This is a genomic window from Vibrio sp. Vb1337, from assembly GCF_033338715.1.
In the GTDB taxonomy this organism is placed as follows: Bacteria; Pseudomonadota; Gammaproteobacteria; order Enterobacterales; family Vibrionaceae; genus Vibrio; species Vibrio alginolyticus.
Genome location: NZ_JAWOTD010000008.1, coordinates 1 through 26,376 on the forward strand (window position 1 = coordinate 1; position 26,376 = coordinate 26,376).

At 42.4% G+C, this 26,376-nt stretch carries 21 protein-coding genes and 1 tRNA gene; 6 read left to right on the forward strand and 16 right to left on the reverse strand.

The genetic code is table 11. The features are described from left to right. The 3 genes from R7E42_RS10750 to R7E42_RS10760 form a co-directional block, all read right to left on the reverse strand. Nucleotides 1–74: transfer RNA gene (locus tag R7E42_RS10750), tRNA-Cys, on the reverse strand. Nucleotides 75–278: 204 nt separating this feature from the next. Beyond that, on the reverse strand, nt 279–1,733 hold the full coding sequence (gene viaA, locus R7E42_RS10755; RefSeq protein ID WP_005375981.1) for an ATPase RavA stimulator ViaA: 1,455 nt from the start codon (nt 1,731–1,733) through the stop codon (nt 279–281). Nucleotides 1,734–1,742: 9 nt separating this feature from the next. Beyond that, a complete protein-coding gene (locus R7E42_RS10760) occupies nt 1,743–3,404 on the reverse strand; it encodes an ATPase RavA domain-containing protein (protein ID WP_054576741.1) in 1,662 nt (553 codons plus the stop codon). Nucleotides 3,405–3,673: 269 nt separating this feature from the next. Here R7E42_RS10760 and R7E42_RS10765 point away from each other — a divergent pair, with 269 nt between their 5' ends. The 5 genes from R7E42_RS10765 to R7E42_RS10785 all read left to right on the forward strand — a co-directional run bounded on the left by R7E42_RS10765 (nt 3,674) and on the right by R7E42_RS10785 (nt 8,466). Further along, nucleotides 3,674–4,189, forward strand: coding sequence for an NUDIX hydrolase (locus R7E42_RS10765; protein ID WP_031781375.1), 516 nt, complete (start codon nt 3,674–3,676; stop codon nt 4,187–4,189). A 22-nt stretch (nt 4,190–4,211) separates the two neighbouring features. Next, a complete protein-coding gene (gene ltaE / locus R7E42_RS10770; RefSeq protein WP_318072647.1) occupies nt 4,212–5,216 on the forward strand; it encodes a low-specificity L-threonine aldolase in 1,005 nt (334 codons plus the stop codon). 78 nt (nt 5,217–5,294) lie between these two features. Beyond that, a complete protein-coding gene (locus R7E42_RS10775) occupies nt 5,295–5,615 on the forward strand; it encodes a c-type cytochrome (RefSeq protein ID WP_005389998.1) in 321 nt (106 codons plus the stop codon). A gap of 212 nt (nt 5,616–5,827) precedes the next feature. Then, nucleotides 5,828–7,360 (forward strand): putative basic amino acid antiporter YfcC, encoded by a 1,533-nt coding sequence (gene yfcC / locus R7E42_RS10780; RefSeq protein ID WP_005387492.1) that lies wholly within the window; start codon nt 5,828–5,830, stop codon nt 7,358–7,360. Between the two features lie 110 nt (nt 7,361–7,470). Further along, entirely contained in the window at nt 7,471–8,466 is a 996-nt protein-coding gene (locus R7E42_RS10785) for a succinylglutamate desuccinylase/aspartoacylase family protein (RefSeq protein WP_005387494.1), read from the forward strand. Between the two features lie 207 nt (nt 8,467–8,673). On the opposite strand, the gene R7E42_RS10790 is transcribed toward R7E42_RS10785, so the two are convergent. Then, a complete protein-coding gene (locus tag R7E42_RS10790; RefSeq protein WP_017820207.1) occupies nt 8,674–9,207 on the reverse strand; it encodes a lipocalin family protein in 534 nt (177 codons plus the stop codon). A 307-nt stretch (nt 9,208–9,514) separates the two neighbouring features. On the opposite strand from R7E42_RS10790, the gene R7E42_RS10795 reads away from it, so the two are divergent. Continuing rightward, nucleotides 9,515–9,895, forward strand: a complete 381-nt coding sequence (locus R7E42_RS10795; protein WP_005387498.1) for a cystatin domain-containing protein — start codon at nt 9,515–9,517, stop codon at nt 9,893–9,895. Nucleotides 9,896–9,954: 59 nt separating this feature from the next. Here the strand turns inward: R7E42_RS10795 and R7E42_RS10800 are convergent, their stop codons facing one another. From R7E42_RS10800 to tssC, 12 genes are all read right to left on the reverse strand, one after another. Further along, entirely contained in the window at nt 9,955–13,011 is a 3,057-nt protein-coding gene (locus R7E42_RS10800) for an SMC family ATPase (RefSeq protein ID WP_318072648.1), read from the reverse strand. Between the two features lie 9 nt (nt 13,012–13,020). Beyond that, entirely contained in the window at nt 13,021–14,154 is a 1,134-nt protein-coding gene (locus R7E42_RS10805; RefSeq protein ID WP_213970842.1) for an exonuclease SbcCD subunit D, read from the reverse strand. 358 nt (nt 14,155–14,512) lie between these two features. After that, a complete protein-coding gene (locus R7E42_RS10810) occupies nt 14,513–15,352 on the reverse strand; it encodes an NAD/NADP transhydrogenase subunit beta (RefSeq protein ID WP_318072649.1) in 840 nt (279 codons plus the stop codon). Next, entirely contained in the window at nt 15,353–15,643 is a 291-nt protein-coding gene (locus tag R7E42_RS10815) for a PAAR domain-containing protein (protein WP_005375969.1), read from the reverse strand. 11 nt (nt 15,644–15,654) lie between these two features. Continuing rightward, on the reverse strand, nt 15,655–17,490 hold the full coding sequence (gene tssI / locus R7E42_RS10820) for a type VI secretion system tip protein TssI/VgrG (RefSeq protein ID WP_318072650.1): 1,836 nt from the start codon (nt 17,488–17,490) through the stop codon (nt 15,655–15,657). Nucleotides 17,491–17,539: 49 nt separating this feature from the next. Further along, nucleotides 17,540–18,019: an Hcp family type VI secretion system effector gene (locus tag R7E42_RS10825; protein ID WP_005375967.1), complete on the reverse strand. Its 480-nt coding sequence runs from the start codon at nt 18,017–18,019 to the stop codon at nt 17,540–17,542. A 208-nt stretch (nt 18,020–18,227) separates the two neighbouring features. Further along, the gene (tssH, locus tag R7E42_RS10830) at nt 18,228–20,795 is read right to left on the reverse strand and encodes a type VI secretion system ATPase TssH (protein WP_025767715.1); all 2,568 of its coding nucleotides are present in this window, start codon (nt 20,793–20,795) and stop codon (nt 18,228–18,230) included. Nucleotides 20,796–20,805: 10 nt separating this feature from the next. Next, nucleotides 20,806–21,771, reverse strand: a complete 966-nt coding sequence (gene tssG / locus R7E42_RS10835) for a type VI secretion system baseplate subunit TssG (RefSeq protein WP_222711883.1) — start codon at nt 21,769–21,771, stop codon at nt 20,806–20,808. Further along, nucleotides 21,768–23,591, reverse strand: a complete 1,824-nt coding sequence (tssF, locus tag R7E42_RS10840; RefSeq protein WP_137282594.1) for a type VI secretion system baseplate subunit TssF — start codon at nt 23,589–23,591, stop codon at nt 21,768–21,770. The genes tssG and tssF overlap by 4 nt, the downstream gene beginning before the upstream one ends. Further along, nucleotides 23,588–24,052, reverse strand: a complete 465-nt coding sequence (gene tssE, locus R7E42_RS10845) for a type VI secretion system baseplate subunit TssE (RefSeq protein WP_017635621.1) — start codon at nt 24,050–24,052, stop codon at nt 23,588–23,590. The genes tssF and tssE overlap by 4 nt, the downstream gene beginning before the upstream one ends. Nucleotides 24,053–24,059: 7 nt before the next feature. After that, on the reverse strand, nt 24,060–24,854 hold the full coding sequence (locus tag R7E42_RS10850; RefSeq protein WP_017635622.1) for a type VI secretion system accessory protein TagJ: 795 nt from the start codon (nt 24,852–24,854) through the stop codon (nt 24,060–24,062). Nucleotides 24,855–24,864: 10 nt separating this feature from the next. After that, nucleotides 24,865–26,376 (reverse strand): type VI secretion system contractile sheath large subunit, encoded by a 1,512-nt coding sequence (gene tssC, locus R7E42_RS10855; protein WP_047100991.1) that lies wholly within the window; start codon nt 26,374–26,376, stop codon nt 24,865–24,867.

Consider the following 26,376-nt stretch of genomic DNA (forward strand, 5'->3'; position numbering starts at 1 on the left):
TGGAGGCGCCTCCCGGAGTCGAACCGAGGTCCACGGATTTGCAATCCGCTGCATAGCCACTCTGCCAAGGCGCCTTTTTATTACGCTTCAGGGCTCTACCCCGTTGCGTTGGTGGCTACTTTACGGATTGAGAGAAGATAGTCAAACAAAAATATTTCATTTTCTGTTCGTTTGATTTCTTTTAAGTCAATTCGACCAAAGTTCGATCTTATTGGCTTAAAACGAAGCAATATAAATCTCGCTTTCAGTTCGTTTTGTCCCATGAAACATTAAGGCGTTTAATAGTTGCTGACCCTTTTTAGCAATCTTCCCACAACATTAGGGTGATAAGACCAAGTGTGATCAAACATCGACATTAATGCAGGATTTCCGTATTTCGATAAGCTAATCGCGTGAAAACGGTTTTTCTTCGCTTTGAGCGCATCCACTTTGGCCAGTAACTCGTCTTGTTGTTTTGGCGCGATAAAGTCGGAAATGACTACCATGTCTGCGTTTTTATATTTATCACCGCTCATCAAGTCGATAGATTTAATCAAAGTTGGCTCTAAGTCTGTACCACCATGGAAGCTATAAGTTAGAAAGTCCGCCGCCTCGCGCAGACCATCTTGTTTGGTTAGTTCGTAGGTAATGTGTTCCGTAGAAAAAATAATGACATAGCAATCACGTTGCTCCGCTAGTGCGATTTGCATCAGAGCATAAGCCATGGCTTTGGCGCATTGCTCAGGAAAGCCACTCATGGAACCGGACGCGTCCACACAAACAATGAAGGGGCCTTTTTCGATATCTACCGCTTTATGGTCAGGTCGGTGAGCTTTAACTTTACGTAACGTGCGCGATTTGCCTTGTGTACGATAGTTCATGAGCCGTTTATCAACTAAGTGTTTATAGAACACAACTTCAAGTTCAGGATACGCCAAAAACATCGTTTCGTTGGGAAGTAGCTTATTTAGATCATCGCTTTCGTGAATACCGACAATATCATCCGTCGCCTCATCACTTTTCTCTTCGACCAATTGAAGTTCTTCAGTGGGCGCACGATTTAGTTCAGGATCATTTACTTGCCCCGCCATACGACCGAGTTGCTCCGCAATTTCTTGCAAGCCTTGGTGCTTCTTCAGAAACTCAGCATGGCGCTTCATCACCGTTAAGTCTGTTTTACTCAACTTGGCAGATGCCATATCCCACAGGCGCCCTACACTTTCAGCGTCACCCGACTCCGTGACTTTATCCATATTACGCATGGTTTCCATACGTTGATACAGGTCATTCAGCACCTTTTCTTTATTGGCTTCAAGCTCGCTTACTTGCGCTTGTTTTATAGCATCGGTGAGGCTTTTGTACCATTGATCACAAAAGTAATGAGGGAACATAGGGTTATTCATCCCTTTGTTCTTTTCCATCATTCGGCGAGCTTGCATGTAAAACGCAGAGTGCCATTCCAGCTTTTTAATCACATCTTCGATGTTTTCAAAAAACGCCTCTTCATCCCAATGAATAACCTCTTGATATAAAGACAGCTCTTGTTGGAAACGCTCTGTCTCACATACCTTGGTGATCCGTTTTTTGACGCTGCCTCGCCACTTTAACAAGTGACCTTTGACCGAAGATTTAACACCTCGGTTTTCTGCCATCATCATGACTTGTGAACGAGCCATCAAATCATTAACTGCGCTATCGATGATGCCGGAGTCGGCCACCATCAGCGCGAGGTTAAGTCCGTCTGCACCTAGCATGTCGTCTCCTTATGAGAAAAACTGATTTAAGTTTTTAAAGCGTTGGATAACTTTTTCACTTTCTGCTTGGATTGATTCAAGTCTCTGACTGACCTGTTGCAGACTCGACTCCATTAGGCGGGGTAGTTCAGGATCAACAAAGCTATGCGGAAGCGCATCATGAAAGTTCGCTTTCACCTTGCGCATATGGTGTTCTGCCTCACTAAGCTGATTTACGGCTTTTTCGCTCTGCGTTAACCACTTTTGGTAAAGCTCTACATCCAAGCCCTCTTGAGTCACTAGGCTAACCAAAATGCCTCGGTTCGCGATATCACGGATAACTAGGTTATTCGCCGCGTCAACATCAAATCGTAAACGGCACATGTTGGTGTTTTGATTGACGTAACCATACACATCACCGCTTCCCTCTTTAATGACTCGATCTAACTCATCTTTGGGTACATAAACCCAGCGGCTATCACCTTTTTCTGATTCTGAAACCGACATGTTGCTTTGCAAGACAACCAATTTAACTAAGTTAACGGCTGCGCCAACTTTGTACATCTTGGCTTTAGAGGTATCAAAGCGCATGGTTTCTTTACGCAAAATGCCCGTTGCCGCTTCAGACGTTAACGTCATGCGGTAGGCATCTTCAAGTTCATGTTGAACATCAACCAAAGACTCTCGGCAGTACTCAATTTCCTGCTCCGCGTCTTGTTGATCAAATGCATGTTTTAAGGCGAACTCTTGAACCACTTCACGTACCACATCTCGCGATTCAGGACTGTTCCATAAACAATCTTGCAGCAGTAGAAGGTCAAGCGGATTTATTTCATCGCGACCATTAAAAAACGCGCTCGCTTTTAACAACTTCACGGCTTTCTTCCAGCGGCGGTCAGAGACATACATATCGGTATTGGCCACATCACCAAACTGAGCTTCAACTTTGCTTTCTAACATCGTTTTAAGCTGGAAAAGCTTTTCGAATGCATTGTCGGTTAACGTCAATTTGTCGAGCTGTTGTTGCCATTGATGATATTCTTCATCAGTTATCGCTAGGCCTTCTGGTACTTGTGCCTCTTGCGATGTGCCCACAGTCAACATCGACTTAAAGTTTTGTTTATTCTGAATTCGATTCACAAACACACGCACCAACATGCGGTCGTAGAGCGCATCCAATCCACTATCTTCATCGGGTAATTCATTGGAAGCCGATACCAACAAGCGCATTGGCACACGCTCTATATCGCTGCCATTTTTGAATGTTTTCTCATTAACCACTGTCAGCAATGTATTAAGAATTGCAGGGCCCGCCTTCCAGATTTCATCCAAAAATACGACTTGTGCAGTTGGCAAATACCCTTTAGTTAAGCGAACATAACGGCCGTTGTCTTTTAGCTCTTGGATACTCAGTGGCCCAAACACCTCTTCAGGGGTTGAGAAGCGCGTCATCAGGTATTCGAAGTAACTGCTGTTATCGAACGCTTGGATGAGTCGTTTGGCAATTAAGCTTTTTGCAATACCAGGCGGACCTAAAAGAAAAACACTTTCACCAGCAAGTGCAGCAAGAAGGCAGAGCTTGATCGTATGTTCACGCTCATAAACGCCATCCGTTAACGCTTTCGCCAATTTATTGATGCGTTCTGAGAGAAGCGCTTTTTCGGCATTTGAGGCAAATAAGGTTTGTGTCATACGTTCTCCGGCTGCTGAAGTGGTATTGCGTTAACATTTTTATACACTTGTTATAACTTTGTTACAAATGTATTTTGTCGAATTCCTCTTATAGCAGATGCTTTTCCCCTTCTTGACGAAGCAATCAAAGTTTCCATTTATGAGACATTGCTCACTTAAAGTGCAAACGCTTTCGTCGTGTTGCAGTATTTTTTGCTTTTGTTTCCCACCATTTGTGGTTAATGTCGAAAAACGTCAAAAATGCGGTAACAGCTAGGGTTCATAACTGCATGAGCAAGATAATTTATAAATGGAAGCAAATTTCTCTGATTGAAGAAGACGTTATGCTTCCTACAGGACAGGCAATTACGCACACTACAATCCATCATCCGGGCGCTGCAGTGATTCTCCCTATTACAGCGGAGGGTGAGGTTGTCCTTGTCCACCAATTTCGGCCTTCACTTAATAAATGGCTATTGGAACTTCCTGCTGGTACCAGGGAAGGCAACGAAGAGCCGCTCTGCTGCGCCAAAAGAGAGTTAGAGGAAGAAACTGGGTTTAGTGCAGAGAAATTCACGTCTCTCGGCCAAGTCACCCCTCTTGCCGGATTTTGTGATGAGATACAGTATCTATTTGTTGCCGAAAAGCTCAATAAAACAAACCGTTACGAGTGCGATGAAGACGAAGTGATTGAGGTCGTCACCTTGTCAATCAAGCAACTCGAAGAAAAGATTGTCGATGGCACGATCACCGATGCCAAAACGATCGCTTGCTTAAGCAAAGCGCGCCTTTGCGGATATATTTAGGACTTTGACCAAGGAGACATTCATGGATTTTCGATCAGATACCGTTACACAGCCCACCCAAGCCATGCGAGAAGCCATGTTTAAGGCCCCCGTTGGGGATGATGTTTATGGTGATGACCCTACGGTCAATGAGCTTGAAAAATTTGCTGCGCAGCTTGCTGGTTTCGAAGCAGCTTTGTTTACCACTTCAGGCACTCAAGCCAATCTGCTCGGTTTAATGGCGCATTGCGAGCGGGGAGATGAATATCTATGTGGGCAACAAGCACATAACTACAAATACGAAGCTGGTGGCGCGGCGGTTTTGGGATCAATTCAACCTCAACCAGTCGAAAATAACCCAGATGGCACGCTACCATTTGATAAACTGGCTGCTGCGATTAAACCAGATGATTGTCACTTTGCTCGCACTAAGCTTCTCAGCTTAGAAAACACAATTAATGGTAAAGTACTACCTCTGTCTTACTTAGCAGAAGCACGTGACTTCGTGAATAAACATAACTTGCAGATGCATCTAGATGGCGCTCGCGTTTTTAACGCAGCCGTTGCACTTGATGTTCCGGTAAAAGAGATCGGTCAGTACTTTGATTCAATGACGATCTGTCTGTCGAAAGGTCTGGCTGCCCCTGTTGGCTCGCTACTGCTTGGTAGCAAAGACTACATCGCAAAAGCACGTCGCTTAAGAAAGATGGTCGGCGGTGGTATGCGTCAAGCGGGTATTCTTGCCGCAGCAGGCAAACTTGCCCTTACCGAACAAGTGGAACAGCTAAAACAAGATCACATCAACGCAAAAACCTTAGCGGAAGGTTTAGCAGAACTGCCTGGTTTTTCAGTCAACCCTGAATTTGTTCAAACGAACATCGTGTTCGCGAAGCTTGATCCTCAAGTGGACATAGTAAGTATCGCTGCGAAACTAAAGGAACAAAACATCACGATAACCCTTGGAAATCCAATTCGTTTTGTAACTCATAAAGATATTTCAGCGAAAGACATCGACACTTTCTTATCAAGTATAAAATCTCTACTTTAATTTGATTTTGATCATTGAGCTTCCCCTAAGGGGAAGCTTTATTGTATCGGCATGATTTTTAGCGAATAGATAACCTCCATGCTCAGATTTGTACTTTTAATCTCTTTTATTTTCTCTTCCGCTATCTATGCCGAACCGTTTGGTGATGCTGATAAAGGTAAAAGCAAATCACCTAGCTGTGTCTATTGCCACGGTGTTACAGGCATCGCAACGAACAACACCTATCCAAGCCTTGCTGGTCAAAATGCTCAGTACCTTTACAATGCAATGAAATCTTACCAAGCCGGTGAGCGTAAAGGGCCACTTGCAGAAATGATGGCAGCACAGTTAAAAATGTTAAATGATGGAGACCTTCGTGATGTCGCTGCTTTTTATGCAGAACAGTCGGAAATCAAGTGATTAGATCACCTGTAGATGTACTATGAAAGCTCGTGAATCATCCAAACTCAACGCATATTGAAACATTAACCCAATATTTGACCACAAAACAATCAAATTAACTTCACTTCAAATATTTGATGAATTTATAGTTCAACGTAAGCATTAATATTGACTTTTTATTCTATTTTATCGATATTTCATGCTTTATTGAATTTGACGTGAAGTAAGTTATGTCTCACACACATGCGCAACCAGCAGACTCGGTTGCTACCCCTAAGTCGTGGCAGATGCCAGATACCCTCATTTTGATCTTCATTGTTGGTATTCTTGCTGCGATTCTTACCTACTTAATTCCTGCTGGTCATTTTGATAGCCAACAGGTGACCTACATGGTCGACGGTGCAGAAAAAACTCGCACAGTTATCGATCCTTCTTCTTTCTCTTATGCAACCGACGAAAACGGTGAACTGGTTTACAACAAGGTTGGCCTGTTTGCTTCTGGTGGTGGCATTGGTCTGATGAACTTCCCTTTCGAAGGGCTAGTTTCTGGCTCTAAATGGGGCAGCGCAATCGGCGTGATTATGTTCATGTTGGTTATCGGCGGTGCTTTCGGCGTTGTAATGCGCACAGGCACAATCGATAACGGTATCCTGCGCCTTATCGATAAGACCAAAGGTAACGAAGCGCTATTCATTCCAGTGCTATTTTTGCTGTTCTCGCTAGGCGGTGCGGTATTTGGTATGGGTGAAGAAGCCGTAGCGTTTGCGATTATTATCGCGCCGCTTATGGTTCGCCTTGGTTATGATGGTATCACTACGGTAATGGTTACCTATGTTGCGACTCAAATTGGCTTCGCTACTTCTTGGATGAACCCTTTTTCCGTAGCTATTGCGCAAGGCATTGCGGGTGTACCTGTTTTATCCGGCATGACAGTACGCATGGGGTTATGGGCTGGCTTTACGTTAATCGGTATCGCTTTCACAATGATCTACGCCGCTCGTGTGAAGTCAAATCCTAAACTTTCTTACAGCCATCGCACAGACCAGTATTTCCGTCAGCAAGAGCTTGGCAATCAAGATTCTCGTTGGAACCTAGGTGACACACTCGTTATCCTTACGGTTATTGCGACCACGGTGTGGGTCGTTTGGGGCGTAGTCGCTAACGCATGGTACATCCCAGAAATCGCGTCTCAATTTTTCACTATGGGCTTTGTTGTCGCGATCATCGGTACGATTTTCCGCCTGAACGGTATGACGCTAAACTGCGCAGCTGATGCATTTAAAGAAGGTGCAGCTATTATGCTTGCACCTGCCCTGTTAGTGGGTTGTGCAAAAGGTGTATTGTTGATCCTTGGTGGTGGTACAACTGATGAAGCGAGTGTACTGAACTCAATTCTAAACAGTGCTGGCGGCGTGATTAGCGGGCTTCCTGACGTGGCTGCGGCATGGTTAATGTATGTATTCCAATCTATCTTCAACTTCTTCGTCACTTCGGGCTCTGGACAAGCGGCACTAACGATGCCTCTACTGGCCCCTCTGGCAGACATTGCAGGCGTTACGCGCCAAGTGGCAGTTTTGTCATTCCAACTTGGCGATGGCTTTACTAACGTTATCGTCCCTACTTCGGCATCTCTCATGGCAACGCTTGGTGTCTGCCGTATCGACTGGGGTGACTGGGCAAAATTCTGCTGGCGATTTATTCTATTACTCTTTACCCTATCAAGTATCGTCGTTATCGCAGCTCATATTATGGGTTTTGCGTAAAACGAAGCCAATTGGTAATTAAGGCGAGACATGTTCTCGCCTTATTAATATTCATGGTATGACGACGCTAAGGTTTTAGATTAGCTTATGGTTTTGGAGTGGTAACTTTAATGGCAACACAATTTCTCGATGACGTGATTCAAGGTCATCAAGTGATTCAATCTCTCAATGTAGCAGACCTAAATTCGGGCGAGCATAAGTTTTGGTTTCGCATCGCAACGAATGCTCTCTCTCAGTGGCAACACCTACCTGTGCTAGTGTTCAAAGGTGAAAAACCTGGCAAGAAGATCATGATTACCGCAGGGGTTCATGGTGATGAGTACAATGGTGTGTTAGCAGCGCAGAAAACTGCTCGAGAGCTCATCGGCACTGAAGTCGCTGGTACTGTCACTATTGTTCCAACCATTAACATGCCTGGTATGCTAAACCACAGCCGCGATTTCTATTCCGCAGACCCTGATGCGTCTCCTGCAAACTTAAACCGCTTTTTTCCTGGTGACCAAAACGGCAATGAGGCCCAACGTTACTTATATGCATTGTGGAATGATTTGCTCAAGCCAAATGCTGATTTAGCCATTGACCTTCACACTCAAACCAGTGGTGCGGCCTATCCACTTTACGTGTTTGCAGATTTCCGAATCGAGCAATCATTAGAAATGGCTCGCCTCATTAATCCTGATGCGATTTTAAATGATCCTGGAGATGCTGGCGTCCTTGAAACGGTCTGGAATAACCATGGTGTCCCAAGTATTACTGTTGAAGTAGGTATGGGGCGATACACCGAGCAAGAACTTATCAGTCGAACTGTAACAGGCATTTTTAATGTGCTGAAAAAGCATAGCATTGTTGAAGGTGATATGGACCCTATTACGTCATGCTTGGAAGGAAACGAAATCGTCAGTGTGAAAGCGACACACGGCGGCTTTGTACTGCCTCATGTCAGTTTGATGAATTTTGTCGAGCAAGGCCAACTTCTTGCGATTCAATACGACAACTTTGGCGCTGAGATTAAACGCTACACCGCCCCAACAAGCGGCACAGTACTTAGCCACAATGTTGAATCTATTCGAGCACCAGGTTCCCTGATCGTTCGTTTGATTAAGTAAACCATAACCGTTTGTTGATAGAGCAACCTTTCGACGCTCACTCAAATTTATATAAGCCCCATCACGAGTAATCACAAATGATGGGGCTATATCCATTTTGACCACATTAAGTTACGCCGTAACAAATTACTGTTAAGCGAAATGACAAACTGAGCTCTTAATTAGGAAGCTTCCCCTCTGTCCGCTTTTTCAGCCACGCTGATGAACTTAAAGTTGTCTTTGTTTCTCTTGTTCAACAAAAATGAGCTCGTCGATAGCGAAACCTTTCTCTTTAGCTACGTACTTAAAGCGCTCCACTACTTTCTCATCAACGTTAGGCGTTCTAGACAATAGCCACAAATAGTCGTGGTTGTAACCGGAAACAAACGCATAGTCATAGTTTTCACCTAGCTCAAAAACAATGTAAGAAGAGTATATTGGCCCAAAAAAGGAAACCTTTAAGTGTCCAACCGTTTTATCTTCAACAAAATAAGCTTTGCCTTCAGCTTCTGACCACTGTCGCTCTTCTTCGGAATATCCACGGTTTATCACCTTAACCCCACCATCCTCGCGAACCTGATACTCAGCGGTAACGTTGGATAAGCCTCGCTCAAATGAATGGTCTAGGCGTGCAATTTCGTACCACTTACCTAGATATGGCTCTAAATCGAAATTATTGACGGGTTCCACCCCATCCGGCTTCGAAGTACAACCAAATAAAGTTGCAAGTGACAAAAGTAAAAATATTTTTATCGATTTCATACAACACCTAAATTTTAATTAGTGATTGATTTTACTCTAGAAGATAACAAATCGATCACTAAGCCGCACCATCGCCCTCATAGGTACACATCACAATTCTTCATCATCAATAGCGCGCTGAACACCGAAACCTCGTCATCTCAGCAAATCGATAACAAGATTGCTCTATTTTTGACTTACAAGCTGACCATGATTGTACATTTTGTCAGCATTTAACCCTATGCATATAGAAACTTTGCACAACATAGACATTCGTAGGCATATCACCCTCCTATAATACGTTGCGTTATAGACAGAGGTTATTGTTATGAAATTAAAAACAGTGTCAGTTTGTGCACTTTTGGTGTTACTTGCAGGTTGTCAGCAGGAAAAGCCGAGCGAAACGACACAATTAACGACCTCGGCAGATGTATGTAATGCACAAGGAAACATGCCAGGTGGGTGGAATGAGTTTAACGCGACCCCTGATGCACAAAAGGCAATGGCCTTTGTTTTAAAGAAAATGGACACAATAGCGTCGTTTAAACAAATACTGAATGTTCACGCGCAAATCGTTAGCGGCGTCAACTATGCTATTGAGTTTGAATTGGATGATGGCTCTGTTTGGAACACGATTGTTTATCGCAACCTCGATGGCGAATATGCGATTACCCAATCGCCAAAAGAAGGCCACTTTTGCGAACAGTAGCGACTTAGTCAGAAAGCCCCTAACAATAGGGGCTTTTTGATCTAACAGTAATCACTGAATTAGACAGCGAAGCGACATTGAGATTTAATCGACACCGTTGAACCAAGTCTTGATGGTTCAACATCAATCCTCTGCGCCATTTGCTCTTTCAGCTCAGAAACGTGAGAAATAACACCGATCATGCGCCCAGTCTGTTGCAAGTCCACTAGCGTTTGAATAGCAAGATCTAAAGACTCTGGGTCTAAACTACCGAAGCCCTCATCAATAAATAAAGTGTCTAAACGGATACCGCCACTATAGGATTGCACAACATCCGACAAACCAAGTGCCAGAGCAAGCGCTGCCATAAATGATTCACCGCCGGAAAGTGTCGCAACATCACGCGTTTTTCCTGTGTAGCCATCTTCAACCATTAAATCTAAGCCGCGACCCGCTGCGCCTTTGAAGCCCTCTGTTTTTCGAGCAAGAATATAGCGCCCTTTACTCATAAGGCTTAAGCGTTGAGAGGCCTGAATCAGCACATCATCCAACAGTACACCAAGAACAAAGCGATGTAGGCTAACCCTGCTGCCTGTTTTACCGCTAGCAACGTCGTACAACGTACCAAAGACTTTGTATTCTTTTTCTAACTTACTATTTTTCTCATGCAACACGGCAATATCTTTACGAACCTTTTTAAGACGTTCAAATATTGAGCGTGTGGTATCAAGTTGATTCCTTACTTCAATATATTGCGCCTGCAGAGTGGTTAACCTGTCGTTAAACGACTCCAAATTAGGCCTTTCAAGATCTTTCAATGCATGATTTAAATCATGTAGTGTTTGCTCAAGCTTGGTTTGTGCCTGTTTGAAACTGTCTATTTCTTGCTGCCAGGCTTGAAGTTCATCATCTCCCACTCGACTACTTAGATAATGGCTTTCATCCTCAAATTTACTCGCCTGTAGTGCCTCATTCCACGCTAATTCTGCTTGGCTAAGTTTTTGCTCTGACTCAGATAACCACTGCTTGTTCGTCGCTAAGTGACTTTCCGCATTTGATTTCTCCAATATCGCTTGCTGCAAAGCGGTTTGCGCCTTTTCTAAGCCTGTGTTCAAACTCAGAATTTGCTCTTTTGTCAGCAAAATTTCACGTTCAAGCAAGTCAGCGGAACTGTATTTTGGGTCAATAGAAGCGTGTAATTGAGCCAATTGTTCTTGGTTCGCTTTAACGGTTGATTCATTTGCCGCCATTTTATTCTGCAGCTCATAAATTTTATTTTCACCCACGACGCAGCGTTGATTAAGCTGTTCAACGTTCCTTTCTAGTTTTTCAATATCAATAGCTTGTAGACGTAGGAGTTGAGCATTAAGCGCTTGCAAATCATTTTGAACCGTCGAGATCTCAGATGTAGCATACTCACCCAACTCCTCTTTCAACTGGTTACACTGATTCTGATACTGACTAATGACAACGTTATGTTGTTCTAGCTGATTGCTTAGTTGGTTCAACAAGGTTTGAGCTTCTCGCTCTTTCGCTCTAGCCGCCTGAACTTGCTCTTTTGTAACGGCTTCTTCAACAAACGTTGCGGGGTTAGGATGCGTTTCGCTACCACACACCGGGCATGCTTCACCTGCTTTTAGTCGCTGCGCTAATACTGCTGCTTGAGCGTTGTGCCACTTAAGCTCTATCGTATCAGCGTCTTGTTGACACTGCATATAGCGCTGACTGGCTTCGTTTAGTGACTGCTGCTTACCTACAGTTAGCGCATTGAGTTTAGAGAGCTCTAAAGTAAGATCATGCAGCTTTTTTAGATCCTGTAGCAGCCGTTGTTTTTGTTTTATTTCCGCATCGATGCTGCCAATAAGCGCAACATCAACTCGTGCTTTCTCTAGCTCCTTCTGTCCCTGCTGGGCCTGTAACGTTAACTTATCTTTTAGTTCTATGTACTGTTTTAACGTTGCTTCAAATTGTTGTTTTTGTTGATAACCCGCCGTTATTTTACTTTCCAAATTGTCTTTCTCGACCAACTTGTTTTTCATACTTTCAAGCTGATACTGCAGTTGCGTTAACTGCGGGACCTTTGCCGCGGCCTCTTTTGCACTTTGCTGCAAGTTTTCTTGTTCTCTCGCAACGACATGAGCTTTTTCGAGACTCTCTTTCAAAGCTACGATTTTTTGCCTAAGCTCTTGCGTTTGAGCTTTTGCATTTTGTAATGAGACGTAGGGCAACTCTATCTTATTGGCATTTTTAGCGTTTTCTAATTGCTGTTGACGAGCTTTTATCGAATCTGAGTGTTCTAGATGCAGCTTGAGTGCGCTTTCTGCTTGCTCTCGTTTCGAAAACTCTCCATTCAAGGTTTCCGCTTTTTGCAATTCAGATTTAGCAGTATTGAGCTTATCTAACGCTGCTTGCTCATTCTGTTTATCAGACTCTAATTGCTTAGTTACTTGTTCCAGTTGTTGTAATAGTTCTTGTTCAGAACTCGCTTCTGCAACTTGTAAAGCACCTCGAATTTGATTATCAAATTCGCCTTTCGCTTTACTAATTGCACTCGCTTTATCTTTGAGCGCGTACTCAATTTTTTTATATATGTCAGTTTGAAAGAGTTGGCCAAAAATTTCTTCACGCTCTTTAGAGCTAGCAAGCAACAGTTCTCGGAATTTTCCTTGAGGCAACACCATAACTTGACGAAATTGAGTTTCATTCAAGCCAATAATATTGCTAACTTCAGTTTTAACCTGAGTCGTCTTGCTGGTGATAAGCGTTTCAGTCTCACCGAGTTCATAAAGAGCAGCAGTGTGCTTTTTAATCGTCATCCCTTCACCACGGGCCTTGGGCGCTTTCTGCTCAGGGGATCGAACAACTCGGTATTGTTTGCCGTGTAACGAAAATTCGAGAACTACTTCGGTTGGTAAATCTTGCGCGGATAAGTCACACCGCATCTGAATACCTTGTCGCTCATTACCTGTGGTTTCACCATAAAGGGCGAAGCAAATGGCATCTAAGATCGACGTTTTACCGGAACCTGTAGGACCATTAATCAAAAATAGAGGGTTACTGCCAAGCTTCTCAAAATCAATGATTTCAGTTTTTGCAAACGGACCAAAGGCTTGCATGATTAGTTTAATTGGTTTCATCTTTGGTCCCTATTGCTGTGATAATTGCTTAATAATGTCAGTAACAGCTTGCTCTTGCTCTTTAGACAACTGGCTATCTTGCGCCTCAATAAAAAAATCTCGGAACATATCAATTTCGCTTCGCGCCAACTTTGCTTGCGCCATTTCCTGCTCTACCCCAATTAACATGCCAGGTTTCTCAAGGTGTAAAACGTTTGGATACACTGAACGAAGTTTTTCCATTGGGTTTAAAATCGCATGTTTATCCATCAAACGAACTAACAAATAATCTTCATTCTTAGGGTCTGTTTTTCCTTGCTCAATAACTTTATCCAGCTCGCCCTCTACAATACGCATTTCATGAGGAGCCGTAAGATCAATATGCTTTGCAGAAACGAATCCTTTCTTGTTCAGTTCAACTAACGTGAAACCTTTTCTCTGGTTCTGTTCACCAAAGCTATACTTCATGGGAGAGCCAGAGTAACGGATATGCTCTGCGCCTTTCTTTTGAGGCTGATGCAAATGACCAAGTGCGACGTAGTCAAAATCTAAGAAGTGTTCATGACTCACGCGATCAGAACCACCAATAGATAATGGTCGTTCAGAGTCTGACTCGATGGCCCCATCAACAAAACAGTGACTCACGAGTACGCGCTTTTGCTTAGAGATAAAGCGCTCTTTAATTTGCTCAACAAGCAATTGATGAGCCTCATCATGAGTGGATACCGAGGCTTTGTAGGCAAACCTGACCTGTTCAGGGTCGTTATAAGGCATACCATAAAACGCGACCTCATCCCCAGAATCCGTTTTTATGATGATGGGAGTGAGCATATCTTCAAAGTTGCTAACAATATGAAGACCTGCATTTTTCATTTGCTCTGAGCCGAAACCTAACCTTTCTGCACCATCATGGTTGCCAGATATCAATATCATTGGTGTTTCTAACTCGGTACAAATGCGTTTCACGACTCGATTTAACAGTTCTATTGCAACCGTTGGTGGCACCGAACGGTCATAGATATCTCCCGCCACTACAACTGCATCGACGGGGTTGCGTTCAATATAGTTAATCAGTTGTTCGAGTACTGCTTGTTGATCTTCGAGTAGTGATACGTTGTGGAATTGTCGACCAAGATGCCAATCTGAGGTGTGGATAAACTTCATTCGAATTCACTTTCCGCCAATTCTATGAGTAGGCTTGCTTCTGTCAGAGTCCATGTACCGTTTATAAAAAGGAATGCGTCACGGGTGGGATCTCGAACAAGCCAAAACTCAAGTTATTTTATATCGGTAAGGATATCTTGAGTCGAACAGCTTTTCATGTGGTTTGTGTTCTATGACTGGCTATTTAATCAGAAAGCGAGAATAACACTGTAAAAACGCGGTGAGCAAAGCTATTTTGACAAGCAAGCTGCGCCTAGTCATTGTCCAAACATCATTAAAGGGCCAGTTTCGAGTCAATCCCCCATAACATTTGCATCACTAAAACCTCAGCTACTAGAAGGAAAAGCAATAGCCAGACCTATTCACTACGCCAATTGTATATTACTCCTACCGCATAGCCATCTGGCTCGATGTCGGCTTGCAACACGTGAAAGTCTGGGCAGGGGCTGCTTCTTTGAAGCTCATCAATCACTAACGCTTTTAAAACGCCGCCACATGCACCCAATCCGCCAAGTTTGATATCAACAAATTGATACTGAGTTTGATCGGTCACCCACGGAGACAAGAATTGCATTGAGTTTAACCATTGCGGTTCTTCCTCATTAACGGATAAATACAATTGACTGAGTGGATGTTCACAACTTACTCCTAATTGCTTAAACACTTTGTCCACGGCGATGCGTTGTTGTTTGGCATCTAAATCAATTCGAACAACATCAGGCACAAGACCTGAATGTCGAAAAAAACACTTGGTTAAAATGATAGAGCTTTGAGGTTTGACATGCCCTTCTACATCGCTCGTAACCTCTATAGCCAGTATCCAAGTCGCTTGCGTTTCATTAACTTCACGATTTATCCGATTTAGTGCCATCAAAAATGCAGCTTGGCCATAAGGATAAAAGTAAATTTCAGTATTGACAGTTTGGTCAACGAAAATAGAAAGCTCCCTTATCAATGCTTTAAGCAAACTTTTGTCTACCGAAGATGGTAAAAGAACACAGAGATTCCCCTTGATATCAGCTTGCTCAAGACTCTCGCGCTCAGAGCGCACGAGGCTTAATATATGCTCATCTATTGATTGAGCAAAGTCAGGGGGTCGGATTTCCTCGGACAATCTAAAAGAATCATCAGCTATCTCGCGAACGGTGTGTGAACGGCCATTAAAGGATAGAAGATGCGTTTGAAATGCGAGTGGCATCTAGCCTCCGATTAAAACCGTAGGCATACCAGATAGAATTTTGCCACCATGAGACGTTGAATCGCCGACTCTCGCGGCTGGTTTACCGTTGATTGTTACGCTAGAAGAACCTGCTGAGATACTATCCGGAGGACCGATACAAATAAGCTTGTCGCCTTGTCTTGCCGCAGGTATCCCGCCAATCGTTACGTTTGGTGAACCAACAACGACGGGACCACCGACATGCGGTATCTTTCCTGTTTTTTTAGGGCAAAGATGAAAGCTGCCCAAAATTGCGGCTGGTTTACCCACTTTAAATCACCTTAGTTCAATGAAATTTGCCCAGCTTTAAGAGCAATAGCTGAGCCGTTAATGGATATTTTATTACCTTTGATATTGATTTCTCCAGAGCTAGACATCTGAATAGAAGCACCACCTACTTTGATCTCGACGCTCTTTCCTGCATTAAAAGACAGTACTTCACCCGTTTCATTCGAAAAGTTTTTACCTACTTTCAAGCTCGCGTTCTGACCAACCTCTTGATTAACATCATTGGTCACTTTTTCGGTTTTACTGTTTTCAACGGCGATATCAACACAGTCTTCAACTAGCATTTGGAACAGTTTTTCAGCATGAAGATAAATGTGCTCTTCACCAGGCTTATCATCGAAGCGCAACTCATTAAAATTGGATGTACCTTTTTGTACAGAGCGTGATTTATAACCACTCTGAGAACTTTGCTCTGGTAAAGCGTAAGGAGGGAGTTGACTACCGTTATATAGTGACCCCGTTACGATTGGTTGATCAGGGTCTCCGTTGACAAACTCGACGATGACCTCTTGTCCGACTCTAGGGTGAAACACCGACCCCCATCCGTTACCTGCAATATTTTGCGCAACACGAATCCAACATGAACTATTTACATCGTATTTACCAACACGGTCCCAGTGAAACTGAACTTTGATACGGCCATGTTTGTCTATGTAAATTTCACCATCTTTGTTCCCCGTAACTACTGCGGTTTGCAAACCTTTCATCTGAGGTTTCGGGTAGTTAACTGAAGGACGCAGGATTGTCTTTGAGTCAACACAACTAAACGAGACTTTGACACCTTGCGCACCGGTCCCACCTTGACCAGTCTGGTTATAAACAGCAGCAGACAAAAAAACAGAAGACAGTACATATTCTTTGCCGACTCGAGATTTATCTTCATGCTTTTTAAACTTGAAGCACTTGCCTACACTGAATGTTCTGCACGTAGCCTCGCCACGACACAAATATGCATTTTGCTGTAGTGCTTCTATTGCATGCGTGTTTCTCAGTGCGTATTGATCATTGCTCTCCATTTCACCCATGTATTCAAAATACTCGCTTCCAGGTACTGTAAAAAAATCACTTTCACCCTTTGCAGTATTTTTAGGATTCGAAGAAGGCTTGAGCATGTTATAGCCTGACTTTTGACTCGCTTTAGTAGTCAGAATTTGCGTTTCATGCCAAGAAGAAATGTGGCTAGACTTCGCCGTACCTGTATCAAAATCGACTAAAAACTCAGTACCCGGCTTATAAAAACTGATGTCATCAAAAATATTGAGCGTATGGGCAGACTTAGTATGTGTAAAACAAAATGATAGCCCCTCCTCCGATAACAGACGTCGAACAAATTCAAGATCTGATTCTTCATATTGTACTTTGTACGTGTATTTAGGATAGGACTTGGTTAGCTCAAAACTAAAGGCAACACTATGCTCCGATAGTACTTCAGAGATAATTTCCTTTATATCTTTATACTGAAATATTCTGCAATTTTTTCGATATTCAGCGAAACGTAATTTAGGCTCTATTAATAATTCTATGTTTTTATAATTTTCGCCTTTATGTGTATTAAAAACCCTTTTCCCTTCTAATCTTGCAGCAGAAACATAACCATGCATATAACGAGGATTTGAAGAAACATCCTCATTATTTTCAAGGGTAATGGTAACTTCCTTACCAATAATTTCGTTTAACTCACTTCGTTGATCATTAAAGTAAGCTTTAGCACGCAATGAAAAAAGTTCTGAGATCTCTTCTCTATACTCAAACGAGTTTAGTATGATGGCATCTTTACCGAATGGCGAAGAAATTCGGATGAAATTGTTATCTTGAGTTGCTCTTTTCATTAAATACTTCTTTCAAAAAAATGCGGAGGAATACTCCCCCGCATGAAAATTACATTTGTTGACCTTTAACACCGCTGTAGCCGTATACCAATGGAGCAGAAGTGTTGTTCTTATCGTCAGTAGGAGTCACTGTCATCATCATTTCTGTGTAAGAAATTGTGATAGTTTCAACTGGACGATCGTCTTGGATAGAAACTGAGTAGTTAGAAATCATCGCATCAGTCAGTTCGATCTTCATGATCTCTTCAACCTTCTCACCCTGCTTAGTAATATGGAAAACCGCTGGTTTACCTTTACCAATCGTCGCTTCTTTAAATAAGTCAGGAGAAGAACGGTCTTGAAGTTTAGTGATAGTCAAATCATATAGACGAGTAGCGCTCGCTTCACGGTCCATCGCTGTACCAGTGTATGATGAGATCTCACGACCTACACTCCAATCTACAGATAGTAGTGTAATCAAATCTTTGTATTGCTCGGCTGTTGCCTCACCCTTAATATCTGCGTATTTAAGATACGTATTAGACTGCATGCTAATCTCCTATAGCATTATTAATTGACATATATCGTAATAATTTAATTATCTGACGTTTGGTGATAATTAGTGATTAATGTATCAAAAACTTCATTTTAAATACGCCCTGTTATATCTTTAAATAAGATTTAATTTAAGCGTTTTTTATAAAAAATAATAGTTAATATGAACCAAATCCCAATTATTATTGAGAGTGTAAAGGATGTTAAACTATTGAGACATCAAGTCCACTAGTTGTACCTTTAACAATAATTTCATCAAACGTCTTATCATTAAGAATTGCATGCAATATTTCATGAGAAATCTTCGGAAGCAATGTATTTTCTATGGTTGTTTGTACCACACGCGCACCACTCCCAGACTCATTGCTATTGTCTACAATATCATTAATTAGTTCCTCATCAAAAAACAGGTCAGCGTTATAGTGCTTACGAATACGAGTCGTAATTTTATCCAACTTTAGTTTTGTTATTTCTATCAATACTTTTCTTGATAGAGGCAAATAAGGTAATACATTCACACGCCCTAAAAATGCTGGTTTAAAGTCAACCAACAAATCATCGCGTAAAGCATCTTTTAGTGCTGACGGCTCAGGCGCTAAATCAGGATCAGAATACAAAGACATCGTCGTTTCGGTCCCTGTGTTCGCGGTCATAATAATAATAGTGTTTTTAAAGTCTATATCTCGACCTTCACCGTCTTTAATTGAGCCTTTATCAAATACCTGATAAAAAATATCTTGAACACCAGGGTGCGCTTTTTCCATTTCATCGAGGAGAATTACACTATAAGGTTTACGTCTAACAGCTTCAGTCAGTACACCTCCTTCTCCATAACCGACATAACCAGGAGGAGAACCTAATAGCAATGAGACTTTATGCTCTTCCTTAAATTCCGACATATTGATAGTCGTGACATTTTCTTCACTACCATACACTTTCTCTGCAATCGCCAAAGCCGATTCGGTTTTACCCACTCCGCTTGGTCCGGTTAGGAGAAATACACCATTTGGTCGTGTCTCATCCGTGAGCTGCGCACTCGCAGTTTTTATCACTTCAGACATGAGCTCTAAAGCGTGATCCTGCCCGACAACTCGCTTGCACAAACTTTCTTTCAAACCCAATACTGCTTGGATTTCATCATCCTGAAGTTTACCCAGCGGTATACCGGTCCAATCCGAAATAACTTCTGCGATTAGCGCTTCATTTACATGCGAAAAAACTAAGGGCTGTGAGTTAGCGGAGAGGTTATTTTCAAGCTCTTGTAACTTGTCTCTCGCAGTCTCAGAACCCTCCTGGATTATTTGGGTTCTAAGTGACTTAGCTTCACTTACCCATTCTTTTTCTTTTTCCCAAAGTACTTCTAATTCAATAATGTCATTAGATAGCGCATCAATCTCTTTTCGGACACTTTGCAGCTGCACATCAAGAGATGCTCCTAGCCGATTCTCTTGGCTAAGATGCTCATACTCAGCTTGCTTTGCTTTAAGTTTATTTCTTTTCGCATCTAGGCCTCCCGGTGTAGATGACTGACTTAACGCAACTCGAGAGCAGGCCGTATCCAAAACAGAAACCGCTTTATCTGGCAGTTGACGACCATTAATGTATCGAGCTGAGAGTTGGACCGCTGCATTGAGAGCTTGGTTAGTGATATGAACATCGTGGTGTTGTGCCATTACATCAAGTAAGCCTCGTAACATTTCGATCGCGAGTTCAGGGGCAGGCTCATCAACCTTTACGACTTGAAAACGCCTAGTTAAAGCTGCATCTTTTTCAAAATACTTTTTATACTCTGCCCACGTTGTTGCTGCGATCGTTCTGAGTTCACCTCTCGCTAATGCTGGCTTCAGAATATTCGCCGCATCACCTTGGCCCGCTTGCCCACCACCGCCAATTAGGCCATGAGCTTCATCAATGAACAATATAATAGGCTGTGGAGCGTCGTTTACTTCCTTAACAAGGTTCTTAAGCCTGTTTTCAAACTCACCTTTCATGCCCGCGCCGGCTTGCAGTAACGCCAAATCCAGAGACTTAATTGCCACATTTTGCAGAGCGGGAGGTACATCGCCATCAATGATCTTTTGCGCCAAACCTTCAACAACGGCTGTTTTTCCAACACCAGCTTCTCCCGTAAGAATCGGGTTGTTTTGTCGGCGTCTTAATAAAATATCGATCATTAGGCGAATTTCATTATCTCTACCAATCACCGGATCTATTTTACCTTCCCTAGCTTGCTCAGTAAGGTCTGTTGTAAATTGATTCAAGGCGGAATTCGCGTTTGACTGCGCTAAGTCATTCGATCTTGATTGAGGCGCATTACTTTCTTTAAAGTTCAATAAGCGAGATGGTTCTATCTTGTTTAGTTCAGGACTAATCGAACCAGCCATGTTGACTAACGTATCATCAGACAAGTAGGCAAATAAAAGATGGATGCACCCCAACTGTTCTTGATTGAATTCAATGGTTGCAGATAACAAGGCATTTTGCATAACAGTCACCGTATGAGCTGATAGCCCAGGCACCGACTGGCATCCTGTTTTGTATTTTTCTAATGCCTTTTGAATATCGGTTTCAACCTTGATTTTATCGACATCAAATTCGTCAAAAACTTCAGAGTAAATATCGTCAGGATGGCGGATAATCATCATTAACCAGTGAGACATTTCAATACTGTGATGAGTTCGGGAGCTTGCCATCGCAGCTGCCTGTTCAAGTGTTTCCTTAGCCTGAGGAGACAATCTTTCGACCAACGCTGAAAGTGAGAGTGAAGCCATTACATTTCCTTTAAATAGTAATTGTTATAGTTCGATCTTTTGTACGTTCGTGTTTTTTAAGCACAGAACCAATACCTAACTGCCCCTGCTGTTTCGATAAACAAGCTTGTGGTAGCAAACTATGTTTGGTGGTGAGCTGCCACTTCAGTTGTTTATGTTTTCCAATCAACTCATAAGCAGCGTTCTTAATGATTGCTATATTGGGTTGGTTAGGAAGCAATTTACTAACTAGCTGTTTATCTTTTGGCAGAAATTCTATTGTTGTCCCCGCGTTGATATTCCATGCTTTCGAACCCAAAGAAGCTCCAAAACCAAGTTGAGCAAACTGCCCTTCAGGCATAGTTCGGGATGCAAGGCGTGTTTGCTCTTCTTTCGTAAGGTGTAACCATTGTCCTTGAAATTCATGAACTTTTACTTGGCATCCAGATAAACATTCAAGAATACTTTTTAGTCCACCTTTACTTCTCATTGGTGAAGCAAACACACCACCATAGTGCCGGGACAGTGAACTCCCTTCCCCAGTTAATGCCGATTTACAGCTTTCTAACGGCGAACGCGCGCCCTGCGCATGCGCACGAGACTGAACAGTCAGCTGACTCAGTTGCCAACATCGATAATAAAGAGATAATAAGCGATGATTGAAAATATCGTAGAAGTCCACCATAGCCGTATCGCCTTCTTTTTGGCGATGTAAAGCTAATTCACTATAGTGCTGGGGAAGCACACCTTGCTCACCCGTTAGGCCAATTAAATTGGTCTCAATCTCTAACTTGTTGTCATCTATATTTTTCAGTTCACAAAGCTGAGCATTTTCAAAACCTAATGATGGATTAACCTTTAAGTTTAGCTTTTCATGCTTCGGTAACGCATCTGTTCCTATTTGCGCCTCTGCTTGCAGAACTTCGTGTTCAATAAGATGAATCGCTTCAAACAATGGATGTTGCTTTAATTCTCGATAAAACTGTTCCGCGCTCATAGCAACACCTTATCGCCAGTTAATGCGGGCCATACGTGGAAAGACTTTCCCGTGGACTTAAGTCTTATTTCTAACTGCGTAAAAATGTTAATTTCAGCATATTGCGAGAAGTAAACAGATAAAACACTACCTAAGAGAAAGATCTGCTCTTTAGGTAAAATTTGATCAGAAACCGTCAAAATAATTTTTATACCGTGCGCAAATCCAACTTTACCTTTCTGACTAATTCTTCCTGTAGTAGGCTTAAACTCTAACTTAGTTAAAGCATCGATTACCGCTTTCGTTTCTGCTGTCCCAGAAAATGCATAGAGATTAAGGGTCTGCTTCAAAGTTGCTAAACCATCTTCCTCGGTAAAATGGTTTAAAGTTAAAAGCTTAGTTAACTGCCATCGTGTGCTTTCATCCATTTCTGGCCGAATAGTTTCTGATAAAGAAACTAAACAACGAACAGATTCGAAATTGTCATTAACCTCCGGTAAAGATACTTGCGGCAGCCCACCTCCAAATGGAAGTTTCTGCGCTAAGTTGCGGTTACAGCACTCAGCTTCCACGTACATTAACCAGTTTTCCCGGCTATCCGGGCTGAACAATTGATGTTTTTTATCAACAAAAGAAATGTAAGTTTCTCTACCTGGCTCATCATACCCACCAGCCCAGTTCTTATCCTCACGTCTCATCAACCAATAAATCTCACTAGTGTTCGTATAATGCGTGTGCTCACCAGCGTGATAACATGGCAAATTGTGGTACGTTTTGTTCCAGTTTCTCAACGTTACGTCAGAAATTGAGACAACCTCATTACTTTCAGCTTCTTGGTATTGTGGAGACAAGTGGTAATCGTATTCAGTTGGTAGAATACGCTTAGGCTCCATAATACTTTTAAATAAGTTGATCACAGGCACACAGCCTACCATTAAGCTTTCTTCGTCCACTTGCTTTGGAAGCCAGTCATCGTTGGTATCAAAGTAAAAATACAGTTCGACTTGCTCTCTAAGATCTAGCTCTGATAATCCAAGTTCGGTGATATCAAAGAACATAAACTTCTCAGGAAAGTGTAAATACTCAACAAGTAATCTTGCTCCTGAAAAGCTTCTTTTACTGTATGGCACAACTTTCTCATCTTCTGAAAATCCCACTTCAGAAAGATGTCTTTTGGTTAAAGGACGAACTTCTTTGCCATCCACAACAACAGATAAACCAATTAGGTTTTGAAACAGCATTTGGTAGAGCTTAAAAGTCAATTGAGATTGACCGTTTAAATAGAAGCGCAGCCGTTCTACCCCCATTTCACCAAGAGGAGTCTCTTCATCTTGAGCCGTGAGCTGTACTTTCAAAACTGAATGAGCATTGCTTTCCCATCGTGAGCCAACTGGCTTGAAAGGCGCATTTTTAAAAACGCCAGAGGTCACATCAACAGGATACATTCTGACCGGATAACAAGTTCTAAACTCGCACTCATGATATCCAGGAGCACCGATAACAACTCGCTCGCCTTCTTCTACATCAAAATAAGAGGAAGTGGAGTTCGAACAGCTCATTTTAATGACTGACATTGACGGGATTGGGGCGTGAAAATCCGGATATAACTGTCCCATCAAAGACTCTGTAAACTGAGGGTAACTATTGTCTAAGCTTTGTCTAATCCTTGCTGTTAGAAATGCGCAGCCTTCTAACAATCTTTCTACGTGTGGATCGTCAACCTGTTCCTCACTAATACGAAGTCTCGCAGCAATCTTAGGATACTGCTCCCCAAACTCTTGCCCTTTATGACGCAAATAAGCTAACTCGCGATTATAGTACTTGAGAAACTCTTCACTCATTTTGCTCTACTCAGTTTCATACCTAAATTTACCGGCTCTACTTCAGAATTGAATCGCACTTCATGAATACTGTTATCAATTAAGCAAGTGGCATTTATCTGTAACCTCAATACCCTATCAATAGCGTTTTTCTCGTCCGAAATCTGGACATGAGGGTTCCTTAACCTCGGCTCAAACTCTTTAATTGCATCATGAACAATGTCGCAAAGCTGATTCTGCCCTTCTTGGCTGCTATAGGGCATTGAGGAAAAATCTGGCAGCCCATAATTCAATATTGAATAACGAACCTCTAGAAGATCATCAGGAATGTTTTTCCATCCAATACGACTATTCAGCATCGACTCTAGATCTCTAAGTAAGCTGCTCAACATTTGTTGCTGGCTTGCAGGGAAGTCTTTCTCATCTCGAGTGAGAGGATCACTATCTATCAATTTGTCGAGCAGAGAAACGGTTAACGACATGATATTTCTACGCTATTTGTTTCTGTTCTAATAATGTAGTCAAATCACAGATTGGAAGCGCTGAGTCACCGACTAACCAACATTTTTGACCCAAGCCAACAAAAGATTCTTGCTCACCAATCTGCTTCCAATCCGTTTCTCGACCTAACTTTTGCGCATCGGTCTCTGAGTCAACATATGTCAACGGCATATGGCCTTCGCCTTCACCAAGTCCATCGATATCAAACTCGACAGGTCGCCAAATACTCTCTAACAAAGAAGTAGGTGCTTTAACTTCTAGCGTATGGATGCTCGATATGGGTACAAGAAAATAGTTACCTGCTGTAGAAAACAGTTCAATGTAACCACCTAAACGATCATCAATATCTCTAGCATCTTCGTAGTTTGTGCCGTTTACGTTAAACCCTTTAATAGTACGATGCTCTTCAATGCGATGCGATAGACGTGACGCTTCTTCGTACTCTTGATTTCCGAGAGCAAGATTAAATCGAACAAGCTCTTTAGTTAATTCCTCATCACCTAATACTTTGGCACTAGCCGCACCATTGATAAAATCCTTTCTAGCTTGAGCTGCTTTCACTAAATGTCGTAGCTGACTTGCACCAGGCAGATACTCAGGAAACAATTTAATCGATTGCATGAGCTGAGCGTCCGCACGCTCGAAGTCCCCATCAATGCAAAGAAGCTCAATGAAGGAACTTCTCAAGCTCGCATCTTTAGGGGTTGCTTTAATTTCATCAATTAATTGCTCTAGAGCGTGTTGCAATAGGCCTTGGGACAAAGCATTTTTCCATTGAGTCATTGTTATTTCCTTACACCATGTGCTCTGGTGATAATTCGGTAATTAATTTAATGCTAGATACCATTTGATCGAGTTGAAAATGCGGTCGCAAATGGATAACTGAGTAATAATGTCCAGGAGTTTCTCTTTTCTCTCGAACTGTAATTTTCGCTTCATTTAGGGGGTATTTAGCCCGAAGCTCATCAGACGCTTCATCTGATGCGGTAGTGTACTGATGTAACCAGCGTTGAAAGTCACGCTCTAGGCTTTCCGCGTCTTGATACCCACCAATTTTGTCACGCCCCATAACCTTGAGATAATGTGCGACTCGCGATACACACAATGTGTATTGCAACATCGATGTCAGTTTTGCATTCGTTGAAATATGCTTTTCTGCGTATTGTTTGGGCTTGTAGAGAGATACATTCGAGGTCATCCCTACCATATCGGTCTCAGGTATTGGAGAAATAGAAATAAAACCGCACTCAGACAATTCTTGTTCTTTTCTCTCAGAGATTTTCAAGTTTAACGGACATCTTTCACGATCATTCTTGCCATTAACACGCATCTTGCTCCTTGTAGGAGCGACGATAATACCCTGACTGTAATCGCCTTGTTTAATCCCTCGCATATGCGTGAACCAACCATGTTCCTGAAATGCTCTAATTGATACAGCAGCAAAACAGTACGCACTACTCCCCCATAGCAAATCTCGGTTGGAGTCGCAGACGTGTTCTTGAAAATTGAATTTATCATTCCGCGAGCCATCACTTTTGTATGGCTGACGGAACAAGACGTTAGGTGCAGTCAAACCAATAAATTTAGCGTCATCGTTATCTCTCAAACTACGCCACTTTGCATAATCTTCCTGTTCAAATTGGGCTGCTATATCTCTTATCGCAGAGAGTTGAGCGAAACTATCAACACCAAACATCTCTGGCGATGCAGACATGATAAATGGGCTGAATGCTGCAGCTGCAGACTGAGAGATCTTACTTAACACAGACAGATCTCTATCAAAATAATTTTTACTAGGATCACAGCGAAGCTGATAATCTCCAACCACCACACCAAAGGGTTCTCCCCCTGCCATGCCATATTCATTTTGATAGAGCAACTTAAATAGTGCTGATTGGTCAAACTCGATGGCTTTTAAAGCATCTTTACTGATTTCATTCCATGTCGCCGTTAAAACCTTAACTTTTACAGAATCCGATGAATGAGAATCAACCTGTTCACATAAATACCTAACTCCAACCCACCCCCTTTCGAGCTGTTGAAACTCAGGATGATGTAATATTTCATTTAGTTGAGATTCTAATAGCTCATCAATGCGGTTAATTGTGTTCATCACACTATGACGAAAGCTGTCCAAATCTCTTGAACGTGTACCTTCTAGCCAAATTCGCGCTGACGCTACAAGATCAGAAGATTCATTGAATCGAGTCAACCACGGGCTATCAAGTTCAGCATAGCCTCCGGTACTAAACTCATGTTTTAGCTTGCTAGGGTCGCGAAAGTTAAGTGACACTGCTAATTCCAT